Annotated in this window: 12 protein-coding genes; 2 read left to right on the top strand and 10 right to left on the bottom strand. The window is 42.5% G+C overall.

The annotated features are described in order from the left end of the window. Nucleotides 1–44: 44 nt before the first annotated feature. From GZ22_RS15380 to GZ22_RS15365, 4 genes are read right to left on the bottom strand one after another with little or no spacing between them, the layout of a single operon-like run. A complete protein-coding gene (locus tag GZ22_RS15380) occupies nt 45–1,460 on the bottom strand; it encodes a glycoside hydrolase family 1 protein (protein ID WP_038564348.1) in 1,416 nt (471 codons plus the stop codon). Between the two features lies 1 nt (nt 1,461). Further along, nucleotides 1,462–2,790: a PTS cellobiose transporter subunit IIC gene (celB, locus tag GZ22_RS15375; protein ID WP_038564345.1), complete on the bottom strand. Its 1,329-nt coding sequence runs from the start codon at nt 2,788–2,790 to the stop codon at nt 1,462–1,464. A 15-nt stretch (nt 2,791–2,805) separates the two neighbouring features. Next, on the bottom strand, nt 2,806–3,138 hold the full coding sequence (locus GZ22_RS15370) for a PTS sugar transporter subunit IIA (protein ID WP_038564343.1): 333 nt from the start codon (nt 3,136–3,138) through the stop codon (nt 2,806–2,808). After that, nucleotides 3,135–3,449, bottom strand: coding sequence for a PTS sugar transporter subunit IIB (locus GZ22_RS15365; RefSeq protein ID WP_038564340.1), 315 nt, complete (start codon nt 3,447–3,449; stop codon nt 3,135–3,137). The genes GZ22_RS15370 and GZ22_RS15365 overlap by 4 nt, the downstream gene beginning before the upstream one ends. Before the next feature lie 294 nt (nt 3,450–3,743). Here GZ22_RS15365 and GZ22_RS15360 point away from each other — a divergent pair, with 294 nt between their 5' ends. After that, a complete protein-coding gene (locus tag GZ22_RS15360; protein WP_038564337.1) occupies nt 3,744–4,805 on the top strand; it encodes a hypothetical protein in 1,062 nt (353 codons plus the stop codon). 46 nt (nt 4,806–4,851) lie between these two features. Here GZ22_RS15360 and GZ22_RS15355 read toward each other — a convergent pair whose 3' ends face one another. Then, on the bottom strand, nt 4,852–5,226 hold the full coding sequence (locus GZ22_RS15355) for a hypothetical protein (RefSeq protein WP_051748354.1): 375 nt from the start codon (nt 5,224–5,226) through the stop codon (nt 4,852–4,854). A gap of 57 nt (nt 5,227–5,283) precedes the next feature. Beyond that, entirely contained in the window at nt 5,284–6,510 is a 1,227-nt protein-coding gene (locus GZ22_RS15350) for a PucR family transcriptional regulator (RefSeq protein ID WP_038564334.1), read from the bottom strand. A gap of 216 nt (nt 6,511–6,726) precedes the next feature. Here GZ22_RS15350 and GZ22_RS15345 point away from each other — a divergent pair, with 216 nt between their 5' ends. Then, nucleotides 6,727–8,730, top strand: a complete 2,004-nt coding sequence (locus GZ22_RS15345) for a methyl-accepting chemotaxis protein (protein ID WP_038564331.1) — start codon at nt 6,727–6,729, stop codon at nt 8,728–8,730. A 73-nt stretch (nt 8,731–8,803) separates the two neighbouring features. Here GZ22_RS15345 and GZ22_RS15340 read toward each other — a convergent pair whose 3' ends face one another. The 4 genes from GZ22_RS15340 to GZ22_RS15325 form a co-directional block, all read right to left on the bottom strand. Further along, nucleotides 8,804–9,850, bottom strand: a complete 1,047-nt coding sequence (locus GZ22_RS15340) for a family 20 glycosylhydrolase (RefSeq protein ID WP_051748353.1) — start codon at nt 9,848–9,850, stop codon at nt 8,804–8,806. A gap of 278 nt (nt 9,851–10,128) precedes the next feature. Beyond that, on the bottom strand, nt 10,129–11,304 hold the full coding sequence (locus GZ22_RS15335; protein ID WP_038564329.1) for a GTP-binding protein: 1,176 nt from the start codon (nt 11,302–11,304) through the stop codon (nt 10,129–10,131). 3 nt (nt 11,305–11,307) lie between these two features. Beyond that, a complete protein-coding gene (rpsN, locus tag GZ22_RS15330; RefSeq protein ID WP_038564326.1) occupies nt 11,308–11,577 on the bottom strand; it encodes a 30S ribosomal protein S14 in 270 nt (89 codons plus the stop codon). A 16-nt stretch (nt 11,578–11,593) separates the two neighbouring features. Next, nucleotides 11,594–12,796, bottom strand: a complete 1,203-nt coding sequence (locus GZ22_RS15325; RefSeq protein ID WP_038564323.1) for a GTP-binding protein — start codon at nt 12,794–12,796, stop codon at nt 11,594–11,596. Nucleotides 12,797–12,846: the final 50 nt, after the last annotated feature.

Below are 12,846 nucleotides of genomic sequence, written 5' to 3'. Positions count from 1 at the left end.
CAGCAATCTGCCAATGAAAATGACGGCCATATTGGCCGCCACTATCAGAAACCGTTGTGCTGTAAAACTTGTTTCATCCATTCGCCGCTTTTCTTAATAGTACGTTCTCCGTCTTTCTCTAGGTTAACCGACACAAAGCCATAGCGATTTTTATATGCGTTCGTCCACGACCAATTATCCATGAACGTCCACAAATGATATCCTTTTACATTCGCTCCTTCATTTAAGGCCTTGTGCACCCACCGTAAATGATCTTTGATGAAATCAATTCGATAGTCATCCTGAATGATTCCTTCAGCATCACGGAACTTCTCTTCTCCTTCAACTCCCATACCATTTTCAGATATGAAACAAGGAATGTTTCCGTAGTTATCACGCAAGTTTACAAGAATATCGTAAATTCCTTTTTCGTAGATTTCCCACCCTCGGTGCACATTCATCTTGCGGCCAGGCATTTCATAGGAATCAAAGAATCTGTCTGGCATGAACGGTGCATCTGGATGAACACTATGTTCCTTTGCCTTCACACGCCGCGGCTGGTAGTAGTTCACTCCGAGCAAATCAACTGTATTCTCACGAATGACCTTCATATCGGCTTCCGTATAAACTGGCATATAACCTTCATTTCGAAGTATGTCTACCAGCTCATTTGGAAATTCACCTTTGACGGATGGATCCAGGAAAGAGCGGTTGAAGAAAGCGTCAGCAATCTGAGAAGCCTGCACATCAGCTGGATTGCTGCTGCGCGGATACGATGGTGTCAGATTCAGAATGATACCAATCTCCCCATCCTGCCCTTGTTCACGGTAAGCCTGAATGGCAAGTGCACTCGAGAGCTGTGTATGATAAGCCACTTGCACAGCCCGCCTGAAATCTACGACGTTCGGATAATGAAAGTCATACAAATAACCGCCCTCTACAGGCACGATCGGCTCGTTATGCGTGAACCACTTCTTCACTTTATCGCCGAACAGACGGAAGCATGCCGCCGCATAATCTCGATAGGCATCGACGACTTCCCTGCTTTCCCAGCCGCCTTTATCTTGCATCACCATCGGCATATCAAAATGGAATAGATTCACGAAAGGCTCGATACCGTTATCAAGCAATTCATCGATTACGTTCTGATAAAATACTGCTGCTTTTTCATTAATTGCTCCTGTGCCCTCCGGTATCAGCCTCGACCAAGATATCGAGAACCGAAAAGAGTTATGGCCAACTTGCTTCATTAGAGCAATGTCTTCTTTGTAACGATAATAGAATCCAGATGTATCGGCAGGGCCGATACCGTTATGAAAACGATTCGGCTCCTGCTCATACCAATAATCCCAAATGTTCTGCGCCTTCCCGTCTACATCCGCAGCGCCTTCCATCTGAGGCGCTGATGAGGAAGAACCCCACCAGAAGTTATCAGGAAATAGATAGTTAACTTGCTGTTGTTTTTGTTCTGTCACTTCCATATCAAATCTTCTCCTTTGGTACTTTTATGTCAGCTGCTGCATTTTTCTGCTCCGCTTCCCTTTCCTGCTTTATATTCATTCGGTCGATAAATTTGAGGAACGGGAACCATATGGCGAATACGATCAAGACGTTGAAGAGCTGCAGCAGCGAACCCGCAATTGAGTTGGTTGCCAGGAATCCGCTAATGAAGATCGGCACAGTCCATGGAATCGTGACTCCAGTTGGTGGCGGCACAAGACCAATAGCCATCGCTATATAGCTGACAACAGTTACTATCATTGGCGCAATGATCCAAGGAAGCAGAATCAGCGGATTCATTACGATCGGCAGTCCGAAAATGACTGGTTCGTTAACATTGAAAATACCAGGCCCGATTCCTAGCTTACCGACCTGCTTCATCTGCTTACTGCGCATGAACAGGAGTATTGCCACTAGTACAGCAAGTGTCATTCCTGTCCCCCCGGCTCCAACAAGATACACCTCGATGAACTGTTTATTGATGATATGCGGTACTTCCCCACCAGCTGTATAAACTTGCAGGTTTTCCAAAGACAACGTGTTCCAAATTGGATCCATCACGGAGTTGATGATGATTTGCCCGTGCAGTCCGAAGAACCACAGGATCTGGATGAAGAATACAGCAATCAATGTAGCCGTAAGCCCTCCGCCAAGTCCGACGAGCGGTGCTTGCACTGTATTAAAGATGACATCATGCAAATTCGTGTTGAAAACTTGTGTCACAACGATATTAAGTATTAAAAAGACAGTTAGCGTAACAACCGCAGGGATGAGTGCAGCGAATGATTTCGATACAGCTGGCGGTACACCTGCCGGCATCTTGATGACAATTTTCTTTTGTGTAATAAACCGATAAATCTCACCCGAAAGGAAGGCGACAATCATACCGAGGAACATACCCTTCGCTCCAAGACGATCGACAGCGAGCACATTACTTACCACTTCGCCGCTCTCTGTTGACACAACAAATGGTGTTAGCAGCAAAAATGAGGTCAATGCTACTGCTCCGCCGAAAACAGCTTCCACACCATAGCTTCGCGCCAAATAATACCCGATACCAAAAACAACAAAGACCGATGCGATATTCATCGTGGCATTCGGTGCTGGCCCGAGCGATTCCTGGATACCTGCGAGCAGCGATTCACTCATCACATTGTCCAGGAACGGTAAGTTAGCCAATACAACCATGATCGAACCGAATATTGTCAATGGAAACGCCAGCATGAAGGCATCCCGCAGCACACCGAGATAGCGATTATTATTCAGCTTACCGGCAATCGGAATCAAAAACTTACTAAACTTATCGAACATTGCCTGCTTCCTCCTTTAGCTCTTTAGCTCTTGGAAAATTGGAATAATTTCTTTGACCATTTCTTTCATCGTCAATGTAGACATAAAATGGTCTTCTGCATGCAAGAACAAAAGAGAAAGTTCCTGCTGTTCCCCTCCCGCTTCCTTCTGCACCAGCTGGAAGTGAACTTTGTGCACGAGAGACAGATCTTCTTCTGCGTCTGCCAGCATTTCATTGACTTTCTCTATATCACCTTCACGATAAAGCCGAAGTGCCTGCAGGACTTTACTTCTGGCATTACCGCTATGCAGGATCATCTGGAAACAAACCTGCTCCTCGGTCAGCTCTTCCAATTTCAGCTCGCTCATGATGTTGCTCCAATCAGACCAAGTGCCTGTTTATATGCTTTTTCTCCATCTGCCAACCCATATGCCATCATGTCGATGACTTCGACCTGGATACCGTATTTCTGTGCTTCAGCCGCAAGTTCTCCTTTAAGAAAGCTCATTTGCGGTCCGATTAGTACAACATCAGCATCAGCCATTTCTTTCTTCGCCTGATCCTGACCAACCGCCCAAATCTTCGCATCTTCTCCAATCGATTCTGCAAACGCTTGCATTTTTGTAACTAAAAGACTCGTGCTCATACCGGAACTACATGCTAAAAGGATTCTGTTCATTGGGTAACACTCCTTGAATTGGATTTATTAAAAGCGCTTTCATTTGTATTATATAACTTAATTTATATTTGTCTAGACATTTAATTATAAATGTTTATACTTTTGTTGAACTTCACCATTTATTTGTTTGGTAATAGGAATAGGCTTCCAATGGCTAAATATGTTAAACTAGCTTTATCTTTTTGGGACGGTATAGCTGCTTTTGAATCAATAAAAGTAGTTTCTTATAATCGCAGTCTATTAACACCACCCCTTACCCGTCCAGCATATTTTGACTAATAGGAGTATTGGTATATGGCTGTTATTGAAAGTGCGGAACAATTTGTTACACATTTACACACATGGCATAAAACAATCAAAACACGCGACCGAGCTCAATCGGCTACGCTACGCGAGGAAGCATATGCTGCTTTGCATGCAGGTGAATTTACAGACGAACTATGGGATCGTTTTTTGCTGCTGGATGCGCGGTTTGATTTTCTAAAGGGAGAGATTGATCTTTGTGAGGAAAAGCTGCAGAGATTGAATCCGGATGAGCTGAATGATTACCAGTCTTTTTTCTACTACAGTTTTCTGGCAATCGTGAAGTACAGCAGAAAAGAGTACTTTACAGCTGTCGAGTTATTGGAAAAAGCAGAATTACATATGCATGCAATTGAGGATGAAGAAGAGCATGCCGGCTTGCATTATAATAAAGCGATGCAGTTCTATTATTTGGACATCAATGCCTTGTCCAGTTTTCATTTGGAACAGGCTATATCCATCTACTCGAAATATCCTCAATACGAATTAAAGGTAGCCAATTGTAAATCCCTTCAAGGATTAAACCAAATCGATTTGCGGGAATTCGATAAGGCAGAGAAAAATCTCCTCGAATCCCTCTCCATTGCTGAAAAACTCGGACAGGATGACTTGGTTGTTGCTTGCGGATTCAATATTGGTCTGATGTACCATAAGCAGCATGCAGATGAGAAAGGTATCCCATACCTGCTGCAAGCTGTTACCCACTCAGAACATCCCTTGTATGTACAGGCACTGTTCACGCTGACTCGTTCTCTCTATATCCTTGGTAAACCAGATCAAGCGGAAGCGTATTACAAAACTGGTATGCATGTTTGTGAAGAAAAAGGAAACCTGGAGTATCGCTGGCAGTTCGCCATTCTTTGGGCGAAATATGTTGAGTGTGACACAATGGATTATGTATACGATTCAGCAATCACTTATTTTAAAGAGAATGGTTTGTTCTACTTGATGCGCCGCTACGCCCGCGATTATTCTCAATTTCTGTGGGAAGGTCAGCAAATCGAAAAATTTCATTATTATCATAAACTGGCATTGTCGAATGACTTCCAATAGAAAAAAGGCTCATCTGCGGATGAGCCCTTTTTTCTATTGTTTTAATTCAGCCTTCCGCCAAAATAGAATAGCGAATGAATTCTCCATCCACTTCTGCCAGCAAGATGGACTCGTTCTCGTTTACAGAATAAATGGATGTCCCAACAGGTAAATGTGTGGAAGTACCATCTTCAAAGGTTGGACCATCAGTGGAAGAACTTTCAATCTGACCAACCTTTTCTTTCTTAGTGACGTCCTCTTCATCCAGCCAGTCCATACCAGTTTGATAGACAGCTCCATTAAACTGGAATATATCTGCATCCTTTTTCATTTCGAGAATTTCCTCTGCTGTTGGATTGCCGATAGTAACAACTTCTTCCTCACTGCAGGCAAATAAGAATAATAGACAGGATAAAAACAACGTATATTGTATGATCCTCATCGTCACCTTCTCCTTCCTCAGAGTTCCATTTATCAATCTGAAAAGACATTAGCAATCTTACTTTTCTACTCTTCCCCTGGTCATCAAATCCAGCAGCAGCTGGAACCTCTGCAGCACATCCGTCAAATCAAGCTGCAAGGCCTCATTGATCTGATTAATCCGATAATTCACCGTATTCGGATGGACAAACAGTGCTGCAGCGGTTGGTTTGATCTTACAGTTGTGAAGCAGATATATTTCAAGGGTTTTCAGGAGTTCCTTCTTATCGTTTGGATCAAGCTTTCGAATCTTTTTCAAATGTTCACTTTCATAGCCTAGCTCGTCATTTTTGTCAGCAATAGCCTGTAAATACCGATATACGTGTAAATCCTTGTAATAAAGAGAAACTGGACGGTGCGTTAGCCTGCTGGCGTGAATAACCTCTTTTGCTTGATTTGCGCTTTTCAGCAAGTCGAGAGGATTTTGATAAATACCGCCGACGCCGCTCATGACAGACGTTTCTTTATCCTTCACATAATCACGGATCCGCTGGATGACCTCCCTAGCTAATGCTTCAATTGGTGCATCAGCTCGCTTTCCGCCGAGCACGATGAGCAGTATGTCGTCTTTTGTGAGCACATGGTGCAGTTTATCCTCAAGCTGCAAGGATGTTTGGGCAATCTGCTGGAGATCGTAAAGGAGCTTATCATCCTTTGTTATCAGCTCAACAGCTGCAACAGCAAAATGCTCAGGCAGCTTCACGCCGAATTCCTTTGCCCCCCACTCCAAATCAGAAGCAGACTTATATAACCTATTAAAAATATTCTGATAAAATTGATCCTCTTTCTCCTCTTGCTTCAGCTTCGACTTTTGAATGTCATAAATGAGCTTGCCTATGTGAAAGGAAATATCATATAGGAAATTAAATCCTTCAACAGGCAAAGATTCCTCCATCTGCTGAATCCAAATATAGCCCATAATGCGGCCTTCATGCTTTGCACTTACAACAATTCTTGTATTCAAGCCTATATCCGGCATTGCCTCCACTACAAAAGGACGCTCATACGTTTTCAGCTTATTAACGACACCTGCATCTATGAAAGTTTCATAAATTGGCAATGTCCACTTCTTCGTGAAAATCGTCTGCTGGTTTGCTTCATCAAAATGTTGGATGTAATGTGAATTATACGCAAGCAACGTATAGTCGGAACTCTCGACAATCACCGGCCGCTCCAGCTCGAAGCTAAGCAAATCGATAACAGCATCCAAGTCGTTTATGGATAACACCCGATCGAATAACTCCATAACTCATACCCCTAAGCATTTTCTTTTATCATACTCCAGCAGAAGAGCTTTGCCTAGATACTTCCTTTTTTTCTATAAAAACCAAAAATATTGATAGTCTTTAACTAAGAAATAGTTCTCTTTAGTTTTTTATATTAATAAACCTACATAATTCTATTTACCTACCGATAAATAGATGTAGCCGTAATACAAGCAGAGAGAGGGACTATAAAAATAATGGAAGAAAATAAAAAAAGAGGTAACTTCTTTAGCAGGAAGATCCTACGCAAAATTATATATCCAATTCTTGCGATGTTTATTATATCTGGAGTAGTGACAGCATCTATGGGTTATGAATTCAGTCGTAACATGGTGCTTGAAAACCAGACTAATCAAATGGAGGATCAGACGGTTGTTCAGCTGAACAGCATTTATGATCTATTCCTGGACAATATCGAGTCTACGTTGGGTAGTATCAGCAGAACCCAATCATTAAGAGAAGATGATATGAGTCGACTAGCTGCAACGATGGAAAGCTATACAAAAGACAACCCAAATATTAGTAGCATTTTCTATCAGCCGATTGATGGAGATATGGTTACTTATCCTGTAACCGATTTGCCAGATGATTATGATCCAACTACACGGCCATGGTATCAGCTTGGTTTGGAGCTTGAAGAACGTGCTGGTTATACAGACCCATATGCTGCAGCTGATTCAAACGAATCTGTAGTTGATGCGGTAAAACCTATCTTTGACAATGACAACAAACTAAAAGGAATGGTTGTCGTCGAATTCAAGCTTTCCCGTCTGAAGGAATTGACAGAGCAAGTTAAGGTTGGTGAAACAGGCTTCGCTGCGGTATTCGATGGTACAGGACATTTCCTATCCCATCCTGATGCTGAAAAACTAGGCACAGATGCAACGAAAGAGAAGTTCTGGGAGAAAATGCAGTCCACTGGTAGAGGTGGCCTCGTTAATTATGAATATGAAGGCGAAAAACGGGTACTTGCCTTTACTACGAATGACAGAACAGGCTGGGCAATCGCAGCAATTGTTCCAAAACACGAGTTCAGTGATTTAGCACAAGGGATCATTCTCCCATTGATTATCACTGTATTGATTGTTCTAGCAATCGCTCTACTCGTTACTTTCTTCGTCGTAAACTCGGTAGTACGGCCAATCAAACTATTACGAGATAAAATGAAACAGGTAGAAGATGGCGATTTAACAATTCAGATGAATAATAAATCTTCAGACGAGATGGGCGATCTATCGAGAAGCTTCAATAATATGATTGGAAACATCCACAGCATGATGCAGAATAATACTACTATCTCAGCTAATGTCCAGTCCGCATCCCAGGCACTGGCTGCAAATGCAGAAGAAAATGCTGCCAGTTCCGCAGAAGTAGCAGCAACCATGGAAGAAATTTCTGCTGGTACAACAAGTCTGGCTGAAATTATGGAGCGTAATACCGTTGCGACAGAAGCGTTATCCGAAAACATCAAACTGGTTAATGCGCACAACCAGCAAGTATATGAAGAAGCGCTGGAAATGACGGAATCAGCTAAAGTCGGCGGTTCTCAGATGCAGCAATTGATTGAGCAATCAAAAGATGCTATCGAAGCAACTGGCAAAATAGAACACGCTGTACAGAACCTGCAACAAAAATCCGCTAACATCAGCGGTATCGTTAATACAATCACTGATATTGCTGGTCAGACGAACCTATTGGCTCTCAATGCCGCAATCGAAGCAGCACGTGCGGGCGAGAGCGGCAAAGGCTTTGCTGTTGTAGCAGACGAAGTACGCAAACTGGCTGAACAGACAGAGCACGCACTTCGCGATATCGGTTCTATCGTACAGGAAATTCAATCTGAAACGGCTGAAACAGCTGCTTTCGCTACGAAGACTGGTGATGTTGTCCGCGGACAAGAAACAGCAGTAAACAATACGAAAGAAATCTTCATTCAAATCCAGCAAGCAATTGCACATAACATGGAATTGACTGCGCGGACGAAGGAAGAAATGAAACTCATGATGGAAAGAGAAGCTACTCTGGCGACCAATACTGGAGAAATCGCAGCAATAAGCCAGCAGACAGCAGCCGGTACAGAAGAAATTACGGCATCTGTAGCCGACCAAACCCATTCCATGGACCAATTGAAAGAGCTTGCTGAAAAGCTTGAGCAGGATGCTAATACATTACAAGAACAGCTGCAGCAATTTAAACTATAATGTAGATTACAAACATATAAAAAATCCCCTCACGACTTGAGGGGATTTTTTATATGTACGCAGAGATAGCATCTTATAAGCCAAGAAAATTTTGTATTAAAGGCTTCTCCTGTTTCAGCAATCTCTCTTGACTTAAGTCATTGGCGTGTTCTCCCCAAAAAACTAAACTTGATCCTTTCACGTTAGGTGTATCCACTTGTTTGTAGTAATCTGAAATGTAGAAAAACTTATTATATGCGTAAGCCCATTTCATATAGTCAATCTGTTCTGTTATATCTTCTTGTGTAAACCGAGTTGATGGCAGGAAATATAAAGAATACGCATTATAGTTATATACCGACAGACCATTTTCTTCAAAGTCTTGTACATCTAAACTCTGCGCTCCGTTTGAGAGTGTGCTTTGCTTCCAATAAAGGATAGAGAAGCTTCTATCCAAATTTTGAATTCCTTCTGGTGTAATGCTGTCATTCCACATCTGCGGTTCATAATTGCTGGCTTTAGCCGTTTTGGCAATTTGATTCATAAATCGGATAAAATCCGTCTGATGTGCTCCACTCCCCGGCACTTCATCCCCGCCAAGTACGATCCTCTGTTTTCCTGCGAACTTGGGCTGATAAAATAAATCAAGTACTTCGTCCAATAGCTGGTTTGCTGTATACAGAGCAACTGCATTATTGTGATAATCCAGTGTATCTTCACTATAATCCGTTACGATGTCTGTATATAATCCACTATCTTTCTCTTTCATTATATTCAGCCAGCCTTTCGAATGCGCTGGTAAATCAATATCAGGAATAACCATTATATTTCTATCATTGCTGTATGCTATAAGCGATAAAAGTTCCTTTTTTGTTAAGTAAGCAGAATTAGGATTTTCACTGTTCTGACCAAGGAATTCAGAGGCAATCGCATAGCTCTCATTATCTGAGAAATGCAGCTGCAAGTAGTCTCCTCCATTAGCGCTTATCTCGTCAACAATTGCTTTTAATGTTTTAATGGAATAGTATTTTCTTGAAATATCAATTGTAATTCCTTTCTCTTGGTCCTGTGCTTGTGCTGTGTTCGCCATCGTTAGAAACAAAAGTATACTAACTGTTGTGATAGAAAGAAATTTAATCAACACCGTTTTCCCCTTTTCTCGTTTAATAAAAAGCATTGTGCGGCTTACCATACAAATAGCATAAATTCAGCTAAGCTTTCCCTTATATCTATTACTTTAAACTTTAAAAGAAAATGTTTTATTCTACATATGAATCATTCCTGCAACATTTTTTACAGATGTATTCTTTTATCAGCAGAAAAAACACCTTCAAGTATTATTTCGGATAAAAATGATCCGTTTTTAACCTTGAAGGTGTTTTTATTTTTCACAGCTTTGAGAGCATTCATAGTGTTTGCTTATGCAAAAGTAGGAAGAGGATCAGAGAATGTCTCACTGTCCAGCAGCATTTCATCTTCTGTCAGCAAACACGCATCGAGATCTTTTATTATCATTTCTTTAGCTAAACCTATCCCGATAAACACTAATTCCGTCATTCTGTCTCCATATAGAGGATGCCATCTTGCTGCTAGTTCCTCGTCCTCGGCTCGCATAACTTCCTGCTCCTCCGGCGAATACGTGCTGATCCATGGTCCCGCAGCCTCGATTGCCAGCGACTGACCCGCCTGGGACAATAAACCGCTTGTATACGGACGAGATGCTAGCCAGAAAAAGCCCTTCGCCCGTACGACACTGCTTGGCCATTTCTCAAGCCACTTCATCCAGCGCTCAGGGTGGAACGGCCGTTGTCTTCGATAGACAAAAGAAGAGATTCCATACTCCTCTGTTTCTGGTACATGCTCACTGTTCAGCTCCTTGATCCAACCTGCAGATTGGCTGGCTTTCTCAAAGGAAAATGTTTTTGTATCAAGGACAAGATTAGGTTCGACTTTCCCAAACTCCGTTTGATGGATATCCGCTTCTGGGTTCAGTGTATGCATCAAGCTGTACAGCTGTTGCAGTTCATCCTTATCCAGCTGATCTGCTTTATTAAGCAAAATTACATCCGCAAATTCGATTTGGTCGAGCAGTAAATCAGAAATCTCCCGTTCGTCCTCTTCTACTGCCTGCTGCTGACGGTCTAATAATGACTCTCCTGATTGATAATCATGCCAAAAACTTCCGCTATCAACAACTGTCACCATCGTATCCAATCGACATTTGGCAGACAGATCAATTCCGAGTACTTCTTCTTGATACGTAAAGCTTTGAGCTACTGGAATGGGCTCAGATATACCAGTGGATTCCACTATAATATAATCGATATCCAAATCCGCCAGCTTGTCGATTTCAATGATTAAGTCTTCTCTGAGCGTACAGCAGATACAGCCATTTTCTAGCTGGATTAACTTCTCATCGGTACGCTTCAATCCGCCCTGCTCTACTAAATGGGCATCAATGTTAATTTCACTCATATCATTCACGAGCACACCAATTTTCAGTTGCTGCTTATTGGCCAGCAGATGATTGAGAAGAGTTGTCTTACCCGCTCCAAGGTAACCGCTCAAGACGGTTACCGGTATTCTTCGATCCACCGTTTACCAGCTCGCTTTCCGCACACCAGGTACTTGCCCTTTGTGAGCATACTCACGGAATTTAATCCGGCTCATGCCGAATTTCCGCATATAGCCGCGCGGACGTCCAGTAACTTCACAGCGGTTTTTCAATCGTGTTGGAGAAGAATCACGAGGCAGTTTCTGTAATGCTTCGTAATCTCCCTTTTCCTTCAGTTCCCTTCTCAGCTCTGCGTATTTCAACACCATTTCCTGTCTTTTCTTCTCTTTTGCGATTTTGGATTTTTTTGCCATTATTAGTTCCTCCTAATTATTGTGCTGTCTGGATGTTCCAGCGAAATGGATCTGCCAGCTGTGACCAATCACCTGCAAGCTCTGATTCTGTCAGCAGGCAGCTGTCCAGCTCCTTTGTTATTGCTTGCTGATCTAAATCTGTTCCGATGAACACAAGCTGTGTTTTTCTGTCTCCATATTCGGGATGCCACTCTTTATTGATGGATGGATTTTCTCTCCGGATAAACTGCTGTCGTTCGTCATCCAAGGAAGCAACCCAATAGGATACTGGTTCGATATTCGCGGCCGGACCAGCTTGTGAAAGCAGCAAAGCAAATTGATTACGCGTCGCACACCAAGTAATCCCTTTTGAGCGGATGATGTTTTCCGGCATCGTTTCAACGAACTGCATGAAGCGTTCTGAATGAAAAGGATGCTGCCGGACATATGTGAACGAACCGATGCCATATTCTTCTGTTTCAGGTGTATGCTGTTCTGGTCCATTCTCCAGTTCCTTCAGCCATCCAGCTGAAGAGCTGACTTTCTCAAAATCAAACAATTGAGTGGACAGAATTTCCTTTGGATTCACTTTTCCATGTGTCGTTTCAATGATTTTTGCCTCCGGCTGTAATAGCCGCAGTACATGCTTCAATTCACGCAAAGCCTTTTCTTCCACAAGATCACATTTATTAAGAATCAGCACATTACAAAATTCAATCTGATCAAGCAACAGGTCGGCAATTTCTCGTTCATCATTCTCAGCAACCTCTTGCTGCCGATCCAGCAAACTCTCGCCAGAACCGAAGTCATGCCAAAACCGGTTCGCATCTACTACCGTCACCATCGTGTCTAGAGTAGTAAAGTCTGATAGATTAATATTCAGCTGCTCATCGATATACGTAAACGTCTGTGCTACTGGTACCGGCTCACTAATTCCGCTTGATTCAATGAGGATATAATCAAAGCTGCCGTTCTTCGCCAGCTTCTCCACTTCAACCAGCAGATCATCCCGCAGTGTGCAGCAAATACAGCCATTCGACATCTCAACCAACTGTTCATCTACTCGTGATAAGGTACCTTCGTTTTCTACCAGTCCAGCATCAATGTTGATTTCGCTCATGTCATTGACAATGACCGCAACCTTCAAGCCTTCCCGATTGTGCAGAATATGATTGAGCAGCGTTGTTTTCCCTGCTCCCAGGTACCCACTTAAAACTGTTACAGGTATTTTCTTTTTCATTTTATCCCTCCTAATTGTAATGGTTACGATTTAAAAATAACGAAATTTTT

The organism is Terribacillus saccharophilus, assembly GCF_000725365.1.
In the GTDB taxonomy this organism is placed as follows: domain Bacteria; phylum Bacillota; class Bacilli; order Bacillales; family Amphibacillaceae; genus Terribacillus; species Terribacillus saccharophilus.
The sequence above is the reverse complement of the archived record's forward strand: the minus strand, read 5'-3'. Positions and strand labels throughout refer to the sequence as shown.

Excerpts from the sequence above, each read along its gene's own strand:
- GZ22_RS15380 (WP_038564348.1), bottom strand. The coding sequence starts at position 1,460 with ATGGAAGTGACAGAACAAAAACAACAGCAAGTTAACTATCTATTTCCT.
- celB (WP_038564345.1), bottom strand. The coding sequence starts at position 2,790 with ATGTTCGATAAGTTTAGTAAGTTTTTGATTCCGATTGCCGGTAAGCTG.
- GZ22_RS15370 (WP_038564343.1), bottom strand. The coding sequence starts at position 3,138 with ATGAGCGAGCTGAAATTGGAAGAGCTGACCGAGGAGCAGGTTTGTTTC.
- GZ22_RS15365 (WP_038564340.1), bottom strand. The coding sequence starts at position 3,449 with ATGAACAGAATCCTTTTAGCATGTAGTTCCGGTATGAGCACGAGTCTT.
- GZ22_RS15360 (WP_038564337.1), top strand. The coding sequence starts at position 3,744 with ATGGCTGTTATTGAAAGTGCGGAACAATTTGTTACACATTTACACACA.
- GZ22_RS15355 (WP_051748354.1), bottom strand. The coding sequence starts at position 5,226 with ATGAGGATCATACAATATACGTTGTTTTTATCCTGTCTATTATTCTTA.
- GZ22_RS15350 (WP_038564334.1), bottom strand. The coding sequence starts at position 6,510 with ATGGAGTTATTCGATCGGGTGTTATCCATAAACGACTTGGATGCTGTT.
- GZ22_RS15345 (WP_038564331.1), top strand. The coding sequence starts at position 6,727 with ATGGAAGAAAATAAAAAAAGAGGTAACTTCTTTAGCAGGAAGATCCTA.
- rpsN (WP_038564326.1), bottom strand. The coding sequence starts at position 11,577 with ATGGCAAAAAAATCCAAAATCGCAAAAGAGAAGAAAAGACAGGAAATG.
- GZ22_RS15325 (WP_038564323.1), bottom strand. The coding sequence starts at position 12,796 with ATGAAAAAGAAAATACCTGTAACAGTTTTAAGTGGGTACCTGGGAGCA.